13 protein-coding genes and 1 pseudogene are annotated in these 16401 nt (G+C 63.4%); 8 read left to right on the top strand and 6 right to left on the bottom strand.

Annotated elements, in window-relative coordinates:
• Positions 1-27: 27 nt before the first annotated feature.
• Positions 28-909, bottom strand: coding sequence for a lipid kinase YegS (yegS, locus tag NX02_RS02095; RefSeq protein ID WP_025290567.1), 882 nt, complete (start codon positions 907-909; stop codon positions 28-30).
• Positions 910-1245: 336 nt separating this feature from the next.
• Between yegS and NX02_RS31180 the strand changes: the two genes are divergently transcribed.
• The 7 genes from NX02_RS31180 to NX02_RS02060 all read left to right on the top strand — a co-directional run bounded on the left by NX02_RS31180 (position 1246) and on the right by NX02_RS02060 (position 9326).
• Positions 1246-1638, top strand: coding sequence for a response regulator (locus tag NX02_RS31180; RefSeq protein WP_084717586.1), 393 nt, complete (start codon positions 1246-1248; stop codon positions 1636-1638).
• 144 nt (positions 1639-1782) lie between these two features.
• Positions 1783-2637: a universal stress protein gene (locus tag NX02_RS02085; RefSeq protein ID WP_245648742.1), complete on the top strand. Its 855-nt coding sequence runs from the start codon at positions 1783-1785 to the stop codon at positions 2635-2637.
• A 47-nt stretch (positions 2638-2684) separates the two neighbouring features.
• The gene (locus NX02_RS02080; RefSeq protein WP_025290564.1) at positions 2685-3239 is read left to right on the top strand and encodes a GNAT family N-acetyltransferase; all 555 of its coding nucleotides are present in this window, start codon (positions 2685-2687) and stop codon (positions 3237-3239) included.
• A 51-nt stretch (positions 3240-3290) separates the two neighbouring features.
• Positions 3291-4313 (top strand): zinc-dependent alcohol dehydrogenase family protein, encoded by a 1023-nt coding sequence (locus NX02_RS02075; RefSeq protein WP_425424028.1) that lies wholly within the window; start codon positions 3291-3293, stop codon positions 4311-4313.
• Positions 4306-5835 carry a bifunctional aminoglycoside phosphotransferase/ATP-binding protein gene (locus tag NX02_RS02070; RefSeq protein WP_025290562.1) on the top strand — a complete coding sequence of 510 codons (1530 nt, stop codon included), beginning with the start codon at positions 4306-4308 and terminating at the stop codon, positions 5833-5835. The genes NX02_RS02075 and NX02_RS02070 overlap by 8 nt, the downstream gene beginning before the upstream one ends.
• Before the next feature lie 321 nt (positions 5836-6156).
• The gene (locus NX02_RS02065) at positions 6157-8835 is read left to right on the top strand and encodes an HAD-IC family P-type ATPase (RefSeq protein WP_025290561.1); all 2679 of its coding nucleotides are present in this window, start codon (positions 6157-6159) and stop codon (positions 8833-8835) included.
• Positions 8832-9326 carry a DUF302 domain-containing protein gene (locus tag NX02_RS02060; RefSeq protein WP_025290560.1) on the top strand — a complete coding sequence of 165 codons (495 nt, stop codon included), beginning with the start codon at positions 8832-8834 and terminating at the stop codon, positions 9324-9326. Before NX02_RS02065 ends, NX02_RS02060 begins: the two co-directional genes overlap by 4 nt.
• A gap of 589 nt (positions 9327-9915) precedes the next feature.
• Here the strand turns inward: NX02_RS02060 and NX02_RS02055 are convergent.
• Positions 9916-11031 (bottom strand): IS110 family RNA-guided transposase, encoded by a 1116-nt coding sequence (locus NX02_RS02055; RefSeq protein ID WP_025290559.1) that lies wholly within the window; start codon positions 11029-11031, stop codon positions 9916-9918.
• Between the two features lie 197 nt (positions 11032-11228).
• Positions 11229-11633: pseudogene (locus NX02_RS02050) on the bottom strand (MerR family transcriptional regulator).
• Between the two features lie 64 nt (positions 11634-11697).
• Between NX02_RS02050 and NX02_RS02045 the strand changes: the two are divergent.
• Positions 11698-12354, top strand: a complete 657-nt coding sequence (locus tag NX02_RS02045) for a cation efflux transmembrane domain-containing protein (RefSeq protein WP_025290558.1) — start codon at positions 11698-11700, stop codon at positions 12352-12354.
• Here NX02_RS02045 and NX02_RS02040 read toward each other — a convergent pair.
• The 3 genes from NX02_RS02040 to def all read right to left on the bottom strand — a co-directional run bounded on the left by NX02_RS02040 (position 12317) and on the right by def (position 16370).
• Positions 12317-14278, bottom strand: a complete 1962-nt coding sequence (locus NX02_RS02040; RefSeq protein ID WP_053000573.1) for a TonB-dependent receptor plug domain-containing protein — start codon at positions 14276-14278, stop codon at positions 12317-12319. The two genes, NX02_RS02045 and NX02_RS02040, sit on opposite strands and share 38 nt — an antisense overlap.
• A gap of 230 nt (positions 14279-14508) precedes the next feature.
• Positions 14509-15789, bottom strand: a complete 1281-nt coding sequence (locus NX02_RS02035; protein WP_025290556.1) for a CmcJ/NvfI family oxidoreductase — start codon at positions 15787-15789, stop codon at positions 14509-14511.
• Positions 15786-16370, bottom strand: coding sequence for a peptide deformylase (def, locus tag NX02_RS02030; protein ID WP_025290555.1), 585 nt, complete (start codon positions 16368-16370; stop codon positions 15786-15788). The genes NX02_RS02035 and def overlap by 4 nt, the downstream gene beginning before the upstream one ends.
• Between the last annotated feature and the right edge of the window lie 31 nt (positions 16371-16401).

Here is a 16401-nt window from a genome sequence, read left to right as displayed (position 1 = left end):
GGCAGTGCGATCGGATCGGACGCCGCTCTATCCGCGGCCGGTCAGCAGCAAGTCATGGCCAAGATGCACTGGCAGCGCCCTCGACCGGCATTCGGCCCGAAAGCCTCGCACCTGATCGGATTCCCCATCGATGCTGATGCTGACGTTTTCATCCGCCTCAAACTCGATCCAAGGGCTACGCGCGCGCACCGTCATGGCCTCGCGCCCGGCGGTCAGATCGATCTTTGGCATGATAAGCAGTTCGAGCAGGCCATCATCGATCAGCGCGTCGGGGCAAAGCGGAATGCCGCCGCCGGCCTGGCGGCCATTCCCAATGGCCAGTGCCAGAAACATCCCCTCCCAAGCAAAGCCCTCGGCCCGAAAACGACCCCGGCATGGCTGGAACTCGCGGGCGCGGCTCACACCCGTCAGAAGATAAGCCAGGCCCCCGAGGGACTTCTTCAACGCCGGATCTGTCTCTGCCGTTACCCGGGCGCCGAAACCTCCCGTGACGACATTGACGAACGGACGCTCGCCCAACAATCCGAGGTCGATCCTCGTGGCGGGCTCATTGACGATGAGACGCAGACACGCAGTCATATCGTCGATCCTGAGCCCGACCGATCGGGCGAAATCATTGGCTGTGCCGAGCGGCAAAATGCCGAAGGAGCAAGCGCCAAAATCCCCGGACCGGTGCGCGGTCACGAATACCTCGTCGACAGTCCCGTCACCGCCGCCCGCGACGATCCGATCAATCTCGCCCCGCCTGGCTTCCGCCACAGCCTCGAGCGTCAAGCGTGCGGCATCACCAGCTTCCCAGGTCACGCGCACACTGACTTGATGCCCATCCTGGCGAACAGAACGCACAGCTGCACGCACCCGTTCGTCCTGTGCGATCTTGCCATGGAGTATGAGCCTGAGACGCTTCATCCTATATATCTTCCCTCAAGAACAACTCGTCAGCAGTCGCCCATTGCGGGCATATGTCTTCGCAAAGTTATCCGCCGTCGGGGCTCCAAGAGCTTCCGCGTGACAATTCACCTACGCCACCGCGTTGGCGTATTCTGCAATCATAAATTCTTTCCCACGAGCCTCATAACGTCGCCGGCAGCGATGGCATCCTTCCGGACCTCGCGGACTATCGCGTCGTGTCGAGGTGCGAACCGAATGGAAACGCCGGGCGGAAATGGGATGATTACGTAGGGACGGCGCCTCGTGCCCGACGGAAGCTGGCGACAGACTTCATTACCCCAGCAGGATTACCCGATGCCCGATCCCATCAGCTCTACGAAACAGGAGCGACCCTATATCCTGCTCGTCGCAGAGGAAAGCGCGCTTCGAAGGTCGCTACAGTTGACCCTTCGAGCCCGCGGCTACGATGTACGCGCTTTTGCCAGCTGCGCCCATGCCCTGGCGGATCCAACCGTTCTCCAGGCCACATGCCTCATCACCGATCATCATATGGCGGAAATGAGTGGCGTGGATTTGCTGCGGGCACTGCGCGCGGCAGGATGGCATCGTCCTGCTATCCTCCTTACCACCCAGCGCGCCGCCTATTTCCAGCAGCAACAGCAGGCGCTGTTCGCCGATATTCTGCAGAAGCCCATCCTCGAACATCGGCTTTGCACCTGCGTCGATCATGCGACAAAAGAGTGCTGACCATGACGCTGCTTGCCGGTTGTCAGGAAGGAGAAGCGCCTGTTGCTGCGGCGCGCCGGACTTCGCATCGGGACCGCTTGTAGTGGGGCGCAGGGACATGGTCCTAAGTATATTCCACGAATGCGGGATGCCGCAGGATAATCGATGATCGATCCGAAACTTTCACGTGAGGACAGCATGACTGTGAAGGACATATTGGCGATCGTCGACACCGGCGATGAGGACGAACAGTTTCTGAAAGATGCACGCGAGTTCGCACGCTTTCATGACGCCCATCTCACGGTCGCAATCCTCTCGGCAGTGCCGACGCCGGATTATGCCATGGCCTACGCACAACCTTATTTCCTCCTGGCAGACTATGTCGAGGCGGCCGAGGAAAAGCAGGCCAAGGTGACCAGGCTCGGCGAGCGGGACGGTTTCGAGGTGCGGGTCCTGAGTGACGAGTCCGGCGCCCTGCTCGACAAGGCGCCCGTCCAGGCCCGCTATGCGGATCTTGTCCTGTTTGGGCCGGTCGATGCCTACGGCAACGCGCATCTGCGGCGCCGGCTCTTCGAGAATATTGCGCTCTCTTCAGGGCGGCCGGTGATCGTTCTGCCCGCACAGTGGAAGCCGCGCTCCTTCGCGCATCTCGCGATCGGATGGAATGCGACGCGCGAGGCGACCCGTGCGCTCGGCGATGCGTTGAAGCTGGTCCAGTCCGGCGCAAAAATCGATGTGCTCGTGGTCGATGCCAGGTCGAGCACGAAGGGGCATGGCTCCGAGCCGGGCGCCGACATCGCCCGCAATCTCAGCAGGCACGGGTTCGACGTGACGGTCCATGCGCTGGTCTCCGAAGGCGAGAATCAGTCGGCTGTCCTGGTCGATTTTGCCAGGCGTCATCGCGCCGACCTGCTGGTGATCGGCGCTTCTGCTCATTCACGGCTACGCGAGCTCTTCCTCGGCGGCGTCACCCATGATCTGGTCGATGGCGCGCCCATACCCGTTCTTCTGGGGAATTGATCGCTTCCTCTCTCGACAGCGGGCTACGATTTTTGGAGCTTCCCCCAATGGCATCTCATTTTTCCGAACAATCGAGTCCGCAAGCGGAGACGAGCCTCACGACGGGCACAGGATTGCAGCTGCGCCTTCGTCCGGCCAGCGCTGCCGATGAAAGCGTGCTCGCATCCTTCTTCGAAAATGTGACGCTCGAGGATTTGCGCTTTCGCTTCCTTTCGGCCGTCCAGCATGTGGGCCATGACCAGATCCTCGCGATGCTGCGCAGCGACAAGCAGGCAGGAACTGTGCTCGCCTTCGACGAGGATGAAGAGCTTGTCGGCGTTGCGACGCTCGCCGCAGATGCGCGAGGCGAGACGGCCGAGGTGGCCATCTCGGTCCGCCGCGACCGAAAGGCGCAAGGCATTGGCTGGAGCTTGCTGCGGCATGCGGCGCAAATTGCGCACGCCCGGGGCATCTTGCGCTTGCAGTCGATCGAGAGCCGCGACAATCATGAGGCGATTGAGGTCGAGCGCGATCTGGGCTTCATCGCGCGGGCCTATCCCGGCGACCCCACGCTCATCCTCGTGGAGGCCGACCTTGCAGGAGGCGCAACCAGCGGAACATAAGCGCATGCACCATCAGCGACGCCGACAATTCATTGCTGGAGTTGCAATAGCATGGCGGTGATGGTCGCCATGCAGATCGACGCGCCGCACACGCCGTTGCGGCGCGTCGAGCGTCCCGTACCGCGTCCGGGCGCCGGCCAGCTACTCATCGCAGTCATCGCCTGCGGCGTCTGTCGCACCGATCTGCATGTCGCCGATGGCGAGATTCCTGCACGCTATCCCGTTATCCCCGGGCATGAGATCGTCGGCCACGTCCTCGAAATCGGCGCGGAGGTCGAAGGCTTCCATATCGGTCAGCGCGTCGGCGTGCCCTGGCTTGGCCACACGTGCGGCCAGTGCGGCTATTGCCTTTCCGGCCGAGAAAATCTTTGCGATGCGCCTGAATTCACAGGCGCCACCCGCGACGGCGGCTATGCGACCCATGTCGTTGCCGACGCGCATTTCTGCTTCGCGCTGCCCGAAAGCTTCTCCGATGTCGCAGCGGCGCCGCTGCTATGCGCGGGCCTTATCGGATGGAGGGCGCTGCGCCTTGCCGGCGACGGCCAGCGCATCGGCCTCGTCGGCTTCGGCGCGGCCGCCCACATCATCGCCCAGGTCGCCGTCTGGCAGGGGCGCGAGGTCTATGCCTTCACCCGCGAAGGGGATGTACAGGCGCAAGCCTTCGCGCGGTCGCTCGGCTGCTGCTGGGCCGGTCCCTCGACGGAGCGGCCACCTGTCGAACTCGACGCCGCCCTCATATTCGCCCCGGTGGGCGCGCTTGTTCCGGCCGCCCTGAAGCTGGTGCGCAAGGGCGGGCGCGTCGTTTGCGCCGACATCCACATGAGCGATATCCCGAGCTTCGCCTATTCGGATCTCTGGGAAGAGCGCCAAATATTGTCGGTAGCCAGTTTGACGCGCGACGATGGCACATCCTTCTTCGAGATGGCAGCCCGGTCGGGCCTGCATACAATTACCAAGACCTTCCCGCTCGAGCAGGCCAATGTCGCGCTCGATCGCTTGCGGAGCGGCGCGCTCTCGGGCGCGGCGGTTCTGATCCCGCCACGCGAGGACACTGCGACCGCTTCCCATGACTGATGCCTCCGATCTGTCGCAATGGCTGGCCTCTGGCGAAGCCTTCGCAGCATCAGGGACTGTCCGGCGCATCGACACCCATGCCGCGAGCATTTTCCTGAGTGGTGATACAGCCTGGAAGATCAAGCGCCCCGTCGATCTGGGGTATCTCGACTTCTCCACGCCCGACAAGCGCCGGGCGGCTCTCGACGCCGAACTCAAGCTCAATCGGCGGACCGCACCGGATCTCTACAAAGCGGTGCATCCGGTCGCGCGCGATCAGGACGGTGCGCTTGCCATCGACGGTAACGGCGACGTCGTGGACTGGATCCTGGAGATGCGCCGCTTTCCGGACGGCGCGCTCTGGAGTGACCTGGCAGACGCGAACGCCCTCGAGAAAGCGGCGCTACAGAAGTTGGCTGATACGCTTGTCGACTTTCATTCCAGATCGCAGATCGCCTGGCCCGGCGATGGCGCGGATCGTATTGGCCAGATCGTCGCCGGCAATGCCGAGGCTATGGCACTCTATCCCGATATTCTCGACCCGAAATCCGTCAGCGAGCTTACCGAGCGACTTGTCCGTCTTATAGATCACAACAGCGGCCTGCTCGACGCACGCGGAAAGGCGGGACGCATCCGGCACGTTCACGGCGATCTCCACCTCGCCAATATTGCGACGATCGATGGCGTCCCTACTCCGTTTGACTGCCTCGAATTCGACGCCGAGCTGGCGACGACCGACATCCTCTACGATCTCGCTTTCCTGCTGATGGATCTCTGGCAGCGGGGTCGGCGGCGCGAAGCCAATATGGTGTTCAATCGCTATCTCGATCTCTCGCCCGACGACGAAGGCGCCGTCGGTCTGATGCCACTGTTCATGAGCGTACGAGCGTGTATCCGGGCCCATGTGTCGGCGGCGCGGGCGCAACGCGGCGGCGCTGGTGATGTCCGTGAAGACGCCGCACATTATCTGGAGCTTGCCTGCCGGCTCGTCATCGACGAACGGCCGGAGCTGATCGCGATAGGCGGTTTGTCCGGGACCGGAAAATCGACACTGGCGCGAGCGCTTGGAGCCGACTTCGGCAGGCCACCCGGCGCCCGCATCCTGCGCAGCGATGTCCTGCGTAAGCGCCTTGCCGGCATCTTCGCCGAAACGCCCCTTCCCGCCTCCGGCTATACCCCCGAAGCCAGTCATGCGACATATAGGGCGCTGGATGGACTTGCCTGGGCCGCCCTTGCGGCGGGACACGCCGTGATCGCCGACGCCGTTTTCGGCCTGCCCGAGGAGCGCGAGGCGATCGAGGAGGTCGCGCGCCGCGCAGACTGCCCTTTCGCCGGTCTCTGGCTCGAGCTTGCGGAAGAAGGAAGGATTACGAGGGTCGCGGAACGACCTCCCGACGCATCCGATGCCACTGCCGACGTCGTACGCGCGCAATCGCAGAATTTGACGAGCATCCCGGCAAACTGGGCGCGGCTGACCAGCGACGCATCGCTTGAAACGCTGGCAAGCAGCGCGCGGCTTCTGTTGGATCCATTGATGCGGTGAGACGCTGATCGGGCGGCGCGGCAAGGCATGCTCGTCTCGTTTTGCGAAGCGCCAAGAGATCTTGGCAACAAGATGTCGCGCTTTCCGTTCCTGGCGATGACCGTCCAAGCAGCCGACCAGCAGGCACCTTGGAATTCTCCAAACCACGTTTGCGTTGTCGCGCGATGTCGTTGTCGACGTTCCTGTGCAGATGTACCGCGCGCTCATTCATCCAGGATGGTCGCAAGTGCCTGCAGCGAACCCTAGTATGATCCCGTATAGAGCCGGGATGCTTTGTTCCCGATCCTGAGCGCAGGTACAACGGACAAAGGGGTGACAGCGGTGAAGCCAGAGAAGTTTGCGGACTGGCATGCCCTGACGACCGAAGTGGTCCTCCAACGTCTCGACGCCGATGTCTCTGGCCTGAGCCACAGTGAAGCCGCGGCAAGATTGACAGCGCACGGTCCGAACGCATTACCGACCTCGACGGTCGCACATCCCGTTCTGCGCTTTCTTGCCCAGTTCAACAATGCGCTGATCTATTTTCTGCTCGCCGCCGCATTCGCAGCCGCCATGCTCGGCCATATGGTGGATGCGCTCGTCATCGCCGCAGTGGTTCTCGTCAACGCGATCGTCGGATTCGTGCAGGAAGGCAAAGCCGAGCGCGCGCTCGGCGCGATCCGCGACATGATCGCTCCGCATGCGACAGTGTTGCGCGACGGCGCCCGGCGAACGATCGCAGTCCCCGATCTTGTACCCGGCGACATCGTCATGCTGGAGGCCGGCGACCGCGTGCCGGCCGACCTGCGATTGCTAAAGGCGCGCGGACTGCTCATCGATGAGGCGCCGCTCACGGGAGAATCGGTGCCTGTCGAGAAGCAGGAAGAGCCGGTCGACGCGATCGCCGGCATCGCCGATCAGCACAGCATGGCCTTTTCCGGTACGCTCGTCGCCTCCGGCCAGGCGAGCGGCGTGGTTGCGGCCACTGGCACCGCTACCCAGATCGGTCGAATCAGCAGCTTGATTCAGGCCGTCGAAACGGTGACGACGCCACTGCTGCGCCAGATCAATCGCTTCGCGCGGCGTTTCACCTGGTTCGTGATGGCGGGCGCGCTGCTTCTGTTCGCATTCGCGGTCCTCGCGCGGGAATTCCATTGGATCGACGCCCTGATCGCCGTCGTTGCCCTCGCTGTCGGCGTCGTTCCCGAAGGACTGCCTGCGGTGATCACGATCACGCTTGCTATCGGCGTCCAGCGGATGGCTGCACGCAACGCCGTCATCCGTCGTCTCCCCGCCGTCGAAACGCTCGGCGCCACCTCGGTCATCTGTTCCGACAAGACCGGTACGCTCACGCGCAACGAGATGATGGTGCGCAGGGTCCTGATCCAAAACCACGATATTCTGGTCGGCGGATCCGGCTATGCGCCCGAGGGCGGCCTCACCTGCGAGGAGGCACAGGATGATGCTACCGCTGTAGCAGCGGCCAGCGCGATCATCCGTTGCGGGCTGCTCTGTAATGATGCCGCGCTCAGGAACGACGGCGGGCAATGGAAGGTCGACGGCGACCCCATGGAAGGCGCGCTCGTCGCACTGTCGATGAAGGCGGGTCTCAATCCCGATCATCTGCGCAACGAATGGAAGCGGCTCGACGAAATCCCGTTCGACGCCGCCTATCGCATCATGGCAACCCTCCATTCCGGGCCGGCCGACGAGCATGTGATATTTCTCAAGGGCGCGCCTGAGGAGGTGATGGCGATCGCCGGAGTTGACCCGGCGCTGTGGGAACAGCGCATTGCACAGGCTGCGGATCATGGCGAGCGCCTGCTGGGTTTTGCAATGAAACGGCTGCCCGCGGCCAAGGCACGCATCACGTTCGATGATCTCGGCGACGGCGTCGTGTTTCTCGGCCTGATGGGCTTCATCGATCCGCCGCGTGAAGAAGCCAAGGCTGCGATCGCCGAATGCCGCTCCGCCGGTATTGCGGTCAAGATGATTACCGGCGACCATCTTGGCACGGCGCTCGCGATCGGACGCCAGCTCAAGATCAACGAAAATGTACAAGGTCTCACGGGCAAGGAACTGGAGACCCTCTCCGACGACGCCCTTGCGGCGGGGGTGCTGGAGGTGGATGTGTTCGCGCGCAGCAGCCCCGAACACAAGCTGCGGATCGTCCGGGCGCTGCAGTCCCATGGCCTGATCGTCGCGATGACCGGCGATGGCGTGAACGACGCGCCTTCCCTCAAACAGGCGGACGTCGGGACCGCGATGGGTCATAAAGGCACCGAAGCCGCCAAGGAAGCGGCCGAGATGGTGCTGCTCGACGATAATTTCGCATCGATCGTGGCCGCTGTCCGCGAAGGCCGCACCGTTTATGACAATATCCGCAAGGTCATCGCATGGACGCTGCCGACCAACGGCGGCGAAGCGGTTGCTGTGGTGTTGGCTATCCTCATCGGTTTTACCTTGCCGATGACCGCGACCCAGATTTTGTGGATCAACCTCGTGCTGGCGGTGACACTAGGCCTGGTGCTGGCTTTCGAGCCGGGCGAGCCTGGGACGATGGAGCGGCGGCCACGGGCCGCGAATGCGCCGCTGCTCTCGCCCTTCCTGCTCTGGAGGGTCGTCCTGGTTTCCATGCTTCTGGCGGCGCTCAGCCTCGGCGTCTTCTTCCACACACTGGGACAAGGTCGCGATCTCGAGACGGCGCGCACCATGGTCGTCAACATGCTGGTGGTCGCGGAAATCTTCTATCTCTTCAACGTCCGCTATTTGCACATGCGATCTCTCACCTGGCGCGGCGCGGTCGGGACACCCGCGGTGCTCGGCGCGATTACAGTGGTGGCAATCGCACAGCTGGTCTATACTTATGCGCCTTTCATGCAGGCTATTTTCGAAAGCCGGGCGCTCACCCTGGGAGACGGCGCACTCATCGTCGCCCTGGGCGCCACGTTGTTCCTCTGCCTGGAAGCCGAAAAGCTCCTGATGCGCCGCCTCGGTTGGTTCGAGGAGCTTAGCGCATGATCAGCACGATAGAGGTTCAGCACTGCGTCCACCTGTCGGATCGTCCGTTCGACGAGGTGGTCGCTGCGTTCATGAAAGCCACCGGGTCGGTCGAGGAAGGGTTCGGCGTTGTCGCCGCTGGCGCTACGACGCAGCCCGAGTTCGAAGCCGCGTTCAGGGCGCGAGAGGGCAGCAGCGGTTTCATGCGCTTCAGCGTGATCGACCACGGTCGGTGGCTCGCTGTCATGGGCCGCCAGGCCAAAGCCCTCATGATCGTCCTGGGAAATCCGCTGATCGCGTGGACAATGTTACGGCACGACGTGGCGGCCGGCCTCAATGTGCCCGTGCGCCTGTCGATCCATGAAGATCCGGAGGGCAAGACGCTCGTCTCCTACGATCTGCCCTCTTCGCTCATGTCGTTCATCGTCGACGACGATCTTGCTGACGCCGTCCGCGAACTCGACCGCAAACTCGTCGCGCTGGCGGAGACGATTTCGGGCGTGACCGCCTGACTGTCGTAGAAAGATTATCGCTGCATAGCGTCGGCCCTTGCGAACGCATCCGCGAAATCATCGGTGCAGATTTTCCGCCAAGGCCCGCGGAAGCTCTGCAACCCTGGCGGAGCCATAGGCCGTTTCAATACAGTTCTGGGCCTCTCGCCACAACGGAAGGGTTTCGTCCAATCTGGCTTTCCCGACAGCCATCAAGGTGACACGATGGCTCGGCCAATCGACGTCCTCCCGTCGCACCAAGACGGGAGCGGTACATAGGACGAACCCGGATGTACGCTCTCATGACTGCCATCCGAGACGCTAGCCGAGTTTACGCCTTCGCTGGCCGCGAGACCAGCGGTTACATTGACCTTGGCGGGTGTGCCGCGGACGCCTGATCGACGACGATTGATCATGCTCTCATCCGCGGGTTGGTTACCGCACTACCCGTATCCGTCGCTGGGCCTATCCTCCGTCTAAGTTCGGGCGTCGGACGAACCTGCCCCACCGTACACCTTGGATTGCCCATCACAGTCGGGTGCCCGCGGCACGCCGGCCAAGGCTATGAGTTGGTGTGCTGGCGCCTCCTTTCTCGATCGTTGTGCCCCGATCAGCCAGCCACGACCGGTGACACCCGCCTTGCGATGTCCCAAGCATAGCCGACGAGTTCACGCGCGATCGCAGTCGTCACCTTGGGCTGCGGCTTGCCGGTGGCGGCCAGTCGACGGTAACGCTGGCACAGGCGAACCTGCGCTTTCCACCCGATCGCCTGGATTTCCTCTGGCAGGTCGATGACCCGCTCACGGTAGCGTCGCTCCTCGCGTGCGGGCAGTCGATACGACCAGCCAGCCTCGATCAGCATGGTCCGTGCCTGCGCGTTGCCCGCGCGCGTGACCCGGCCCCGTTTAGTCCGGGCACCGCTGGAGTGCTCGGACGGCACCAGGCCGACATACGCCATCAACTGCTTGGGATTGTCGAAGCGGGTGAGATCCCCGACCTCGGCCACCAACGTCGCGGCGCTGACCAGCCTGATACCGCGCAGCACCTGCAGATTGCGGACCAGTGGCGCGAAACACCATGAATCCACCGCTTCGGCCAGCGCCGCCTCCAGCCTTCCAACCCGCGCCTGCGCTTCCAGCACCCGCTTCTGCATCTCCTCGAATGCCAGTTGCTGATGGGGAAAATCGAACCGCTGCTCGGACAACCACCGCCAATACATTTTCGTCCAGGCCGCCTTGCCGCTGAAACGACGATCATGCCGCAGCAGGAAGCTGCGCACCGTCTGCTTGGCCCCGATGGCATCGTCCTGTGCGCTACGTCGCGCGCGGATGAGATCGCGTACCGCCTCGTGCGCTTCATCCGGCACCCAGATCGCGGTGAGTTCGCCGGCACGTAACAACCGCGCCAGCGTCATCGCGTCACGCCGGTCCGTTTTCACATGGTCGCCTGGGCGTCGCGGCATCATTGAAGGGGCGATGACGATGCAATCCTGCCCCAGCTTCGTCAGCAGCCGATGCAAGCCATAGCCACAGGGGCCAGCCTCATAGCAGACGTTCAACGTCACGCCCGGTCCCATCAGCCGCTTGACCAGCTTTCTAATCGCATCATCCTCGTTCGCGACCGTGCCAACGAAACGTACCTCTCCTCCGCGCTCTCCATCGGCAACCGCGACCGCGATGGTTTCCTTATGAACGTCCAGACCAACGTATTTCACCGCCTCCGTCATGACTCGTCTCCGCTGCTGACAAATCCATAGTCAGCATCTCAGATGCGAGCCTCCGAGGCTCCGGCAGTCATGGGGTCTAAGCGCCGGCTGACCCGCCCCGGCGCCAAAAACAGCGATTTTCCATACAATGGTGAAGTGGCCGGCTATGCCCGTCAGGAGAGGGGGGGGTGAGCCAGGGAAGGTAACAGCTGTCATTTTCAGACTGGCAGCGCAGGCCTCAATGCTTCGATGATGCGGCAATCGGCAACGATGCCGCCATCGCAGGAATCGATCACGGCTTTCAGTTCCGTTCTCAGCGCGGCAAGGTCGGCCAGCTTGCGGTCAACTTCCAGCAGATGCTCCCGAGCGATCCGGTCGATCCCCGCGCAATCGCAGCTGCGATCGCCCGAGATGCTCAGCAGCGCGCGCACCTGATCAAGCGAGAACCCAAGATCGCGGGCGCGGCGGATGAACGACAGCCGGCCGAGTTCCGCTTACCCGTAATCGCGGTAGTTGCTCGTCGTGCGCGCGGGTTTGGGTAGCAGGCCGATCTTCTCATAGTAGCGGATCGTCTCGATCTTCGTCCCCGTCGCCTTTCCCATGTCGCCGATCGTGAATGCCATGCCCTTGACCCTGTAGTTGCTACAGGCCCTATATAGTCCAGCATCACCGAAACAGGAGATGCACATGGCCGGCGGATGCTGCGGCGGATCACAGGATAATGCGGAGCGGCTGACCGATCAGGCATGGCGGCGCGTGCTCTGGATCGCGCTTGTGATCAACGCGGTCATGTTCGGCGTGGAGATAGTCGCCGGGGTCACTGCCGGGTCCGCATCGCTCAAGGCCGATGCGCTCGACTTTCTGGGTGACGCCGCCAACTATGCGATCAGCCTTGGCGTTGCAGGCATGGCGCTGGCATGGCGGGCGCGGGCCGCGATGGTCAAGGGCGTGTCGATCCTGTTGTTCGGCCTGTGGGTGCTGGGCAGCACCGTCTGGATGGCCACACTAGGCACAGTTCCTGCTGCCGAAACGATGGGTATTGTGGGCATGATCGCGCTTGTCGCCAACCTTGCCTGCGCCGCGATGCTATGGCGCCACCGCGAGGGTGACGCCAACCGGCGCTCGGTCTGGATCTGCTCGCGCAACGATGCGATCGGCAATATCGCCGTGGTCGCCGCCGCGCTCGGCGTATTCGGCACCGGCACGGGCTGGCCCGACATCGCGGTCGCGGTGGTCATGGCCGCGCTGGCCTTGTCGGGCGGCTGGCAGATCATCCGTCAGGCTTACGGGGAACTGAGGCGCACGCCTACTCGCCGCCAAAGCGGAGTCGCACCCCTCCATTGAGGACGAACCCGTCGGTCGGTGCCCACGCATCGACCGTCCACGCGCCCGTCGCCGCCCGGCGGTGCAGGAGGAGCGGATCGTACTTCGTCTGCCGCACATTGAGCAGGTTCTCGGCATTTAGAAACAGGCTGACCTTGCCGAGTATCAGTTCGCCCATCGCACCCAGTTGAACATAGGGCCTGCTGCGCGTCCGATAGGGATTGTCGTCCAGCGACTGCCGCCCGGTATAATAGGCTTCGACCCCGAAGCGGCCGCGCCCTTCCTTCTCCCACATGCCGACAAGACCTGCGCTGTCGCGCGGCGTCAGCGGTACGATCCGCCGACCGGGTCCGTCTGGGTCCGGTTCGCTCGCGGAGACATGGACGTAGCTGCCTGTCACCGACACCGTCCGCCAGCGATAGCGCAACAGCACTTCGGTGCCGCGCGTTCGGGTGACGCCATCGGCGTTGACCAGCGTGACATGATCGGCGTCCACCGTCTGCAACTGCTGGGCATGGTCGATGTTGGAAGCGAACAGGCTGAGGTTCGCTTCCAACGGCCCACTGGCATAGCCGAAGTCGATCGAACCGCTGTCGGCGAGCTCCGCCTTGAGCTTTCCATAGGGCAGCAGGCGCGCGAGGCCATTGGCCTCCGTTTCCTCGACGAACGGTGTCGGCGCGTAGAAGCCGCGCCCCAATGAAGCGCGGATCGTCCAAGGGCCGGGGCGATAGAGCGCGGACACACGCGGACTGAAATGCGAGCCATAGTCACTGTGTGCATCCCAGCGCAGGCTGCCTGCCAGCGTCAGCCTGTTGCCCAGTTCCTGCTCGCCCTGCACGAACAGGGCGGGCACGGTGTAGCTATAGTCGAACGCGGAGAATGTTCTGGACCGATAGTCGTCCAACTGGAATGCAGCGCCTACCAGCCATGTCGTAGCGCCCGCCTCGCCGCCGACCGACGCCTCGGCAAATGCCGTGCGGTGGCGGTCATTCTCCACCGCGTCGCCAAAGATATGGCGATGAGACTGGGTCACGCCCGAGCCGCGCAGATGCAACGTGCCGATGCCTCCCAGCGGTGTCTCGGCCGTAAGACCCAGGTCGTAACGTCGGCTGCGCAGCGTCTGTGCAAAAGGCGATCCGTCCGGTGCATTTGCGCCCGGCATGGTCCCGCCATCGCGCTGCTCGGCCATAGCGCCGAAGGTCATCAGCGCCCTGGTGCCATCGGCGGCATCGAGAAACAGGCGGGGCCGAACTGTGAAGCGCTCATAGCCGGGCATGTCGGCCCAGCCGTCGTCGTTCAGATCCTGACGGCTTTGCCGGTCGTAGCCGGCCGTCAGCGAGCCGCTGAGTGTGCTGCTGAGCGGTGCTGCGACATAGCCTGTCAAATCCTGTCCATCACGGCTCGTGGCATTAAGCAGGAGTTCGCCCTGCGGTTCGCTCGCTGGCCGACGCGACACGAGATTGATGACGCCGCCAAGCGCGGAGGGGCCATAAAGCGCCGATGCGGCGCCCTTGATGATCTCCACCTGACCTAGATCGGTTGGCGGGATTTGCAGCAAACCGATGGAAGGCGTCTGCCCGCCGTAAAGCGGCAAACCATCGGCCAGGATCTGGGCGTAGCGACCTTTGAGGCCCTGGATGCGGACATTGGCCGCTCCGAGGGCGGGCGATGTGGTCTGAACGCGTACGCCCGGCGTCTCGCTCACCAGCATGGCGATGTTGCCGGGGCGCATGACGAGCTTCTCCTCAATCTCTTCGCGGTTGATGACCTCCACGCGGATTGGCTCGTCCTGAACCCGGCGACCTGTGCGCGTCGCCTGAACGACAATCTCGGTTTCGGCCTCTTCGGCCTGATCGGCGTCGGCCTGCGCGTAGGCTGGGCTGGCCATGGTGGCCGCAATGACCAGCGCGCTGCTCCCGGCAGACGTCCTGCCGCCAAGAAACATCAAACTCACATCGCCCCCGTTCCCGCCCGGCTTGGAGGGCCGGGTACGGAAGGGTTCATAAGGCCTGTAGCAGCTACAGGGTCAAGGGCGACTTTCAGGATCGGCGGTCTGAAGGGCTGAGAGGCGACGCTTGCTGCCGGGCAGCTTTCGCCAGCACGTGCCGACCCGCTCCTGGCACGAAGCTGCTTGGCGCATATCCGGGTCCATCCTGCGCAGCGCGCCCTTAACGCTCAGAAAAAGACGAATGAGCGTACAACGACATTCTTGCGGCAGCGGGCGTTCGCCGGCGCGGTCGGATCGATCGCGGCAGTGTGGAAGGACCAGCGCGAGACAGAGCCGTCGGTGATCGAATCATAGCATTTGAGCATCGACACCTCGATAGGGGTCTGCTGCGGGAACCAGTACCATTCGTGGGTCGGCCGGAAGGTGAAGCGCTGCGTCTCTCCGACGCGGTCGTCGTAGATGCGGTAATTGGTGACATACGGCTGGTCGGCGAAGGACGGCCAAGCGGCAAGCACGAAGGGATATTGCTCGACCGTCTCCATCGGCTTGGCGAGGTTGATCGACATGAAACGGCGCGCCATTTTCGCGTCGGCCTCTTCCTCGCTGTAATGCTGCGTGCGGCCGAAATTGCGCAGGTTGCGGGTCAGCAACTCGCGGCAGCGGACCCGCCCGCTATTATCGTTGAGGTCGTTGTGCACGATATTGGCGTAGCGCGCATTGACGCCCGGATTCTTTGCGGCCTGATCCTCGGTCCGGTCACCGGCATAGTCGGCGTCGAACACATCGTGATTATAGACCAGAGCGTCGGTCGCGCCCGGGAAGAAGTCGAGCAGCAGCTTCTCGATCTCGGGGTAGAACACCCGCTCGACCTCGGCCGCGTCGTAGAAATTGGTGCAGGCGGATTCGAGATGGGCGAGTGATACGCCGAGCCGGTCCATGCTCTCCGGGCTCCGGGGCGACAGGCCGGGATACTTGTCGCCGATCCGGCGTGCATCGCGAAGGACCTGGGGAAACCACAGGTCGCGCCTGAGATTATCGTCCTCATTCTGCTGGAGGATCGCCGCGACATCGGCACGCGCGGGATCGGTCCAGATCGCATGGGAGGGCACCACCGAATAGGTCGGCTGCTCGTAGATCGTATAGGGGAGCGGCGTCACCACGCCCCCTTCCGGCGCGGCAAGGCCCGCCTGCCGGATGTGAGCAAGGCATTCTTCATAGCTGCGAAAACCGAGCCCCAATTCAGTCTCGAGACCGGTGGCGGGGGCCTGCGCGATCCGCTCGACCGCGCGCCGGCCTTCACCTTCGGCGATCAGCGCGAGCGCGTCCTCGAGCGCCTTGCCGGTGCCCGCGTCGCCATTCCGGTCGAACGCCATGTAGGAGCGCCCGCCATTGGCCGCGATCGGCCCGGGCTGACCGGCCGTCACTTGCAGTACCGGCACATAGGCGGACGAGACTGCATCCTCGTGCGTCTGGGGGACGTCATTGTCGACGAGGTCGAGCTGGCTCATGCCGCATCTCCGATCGTTGTCAAAGGGGGTTGGGAGGCGTCCGGCGCCTTTTCCAGAGCGGCGAGATCGCTCTGCGGGAATAGTGCCTCGATGAAGCCGAAGCGGGTGAGATCGCGAATGCGGTGCGGATAGAGCACGCCCTCCAGATGATCGAACTCATGCTGGAAGACACGGGCATGAAAGCCGTGCGCCTCGCGCTCGACATGCGTCCCGTCCTCGAGCGTACCGCCATAGCGGATATGAGTGCTGCGCGGGACGAGCCCGCGCATGCCCGGCACCGACAGGCAGCCCTCCCAATCCTCTTCGGTCTCGTCGGTGAGGTTCTCGAGCCAGGGATTGATCAGCGTCGTCACCGGCACCGGCTCGGCCTCCGGATAGCGTGGATTGCTTTTGAACCCGAAGATCATGACGCGCTGGTCAATGCCGACCTGCGGCGCGGCAAGGCCGACCCCGTTCGCGGCATGCATCGTCTCGTAGAGATCGGCTATGATCGTCTTGAGGGCCGGATCGGCGAGATCATCGACCGGCCGCGCGACCTTAAGCAGTCGGGGATCGCCCATCTTGAGGATTTCGCGGATCATGTTTGCAGCGTCGCTCCAGGATATGCGGTCA

It is taken from the genome of Sphingomonas sanxanigenens DSM 19645 = NX02, assembly GCF_000512205.2.
In the GTDB taxonomy this organism is placed as follows: domain Bacteria; phylum Pseudomonadota; class Alphaproteobacteria; order Sphingomonadales; family Sphingomonadaceae; genus Sphingomonas_D; species Sphingomonas_D sanxanigenens.
Note: the sequence above shows the minus strand (reverse complement) of the source record. Positions and strands in the feature narration are given on the sequence as shown.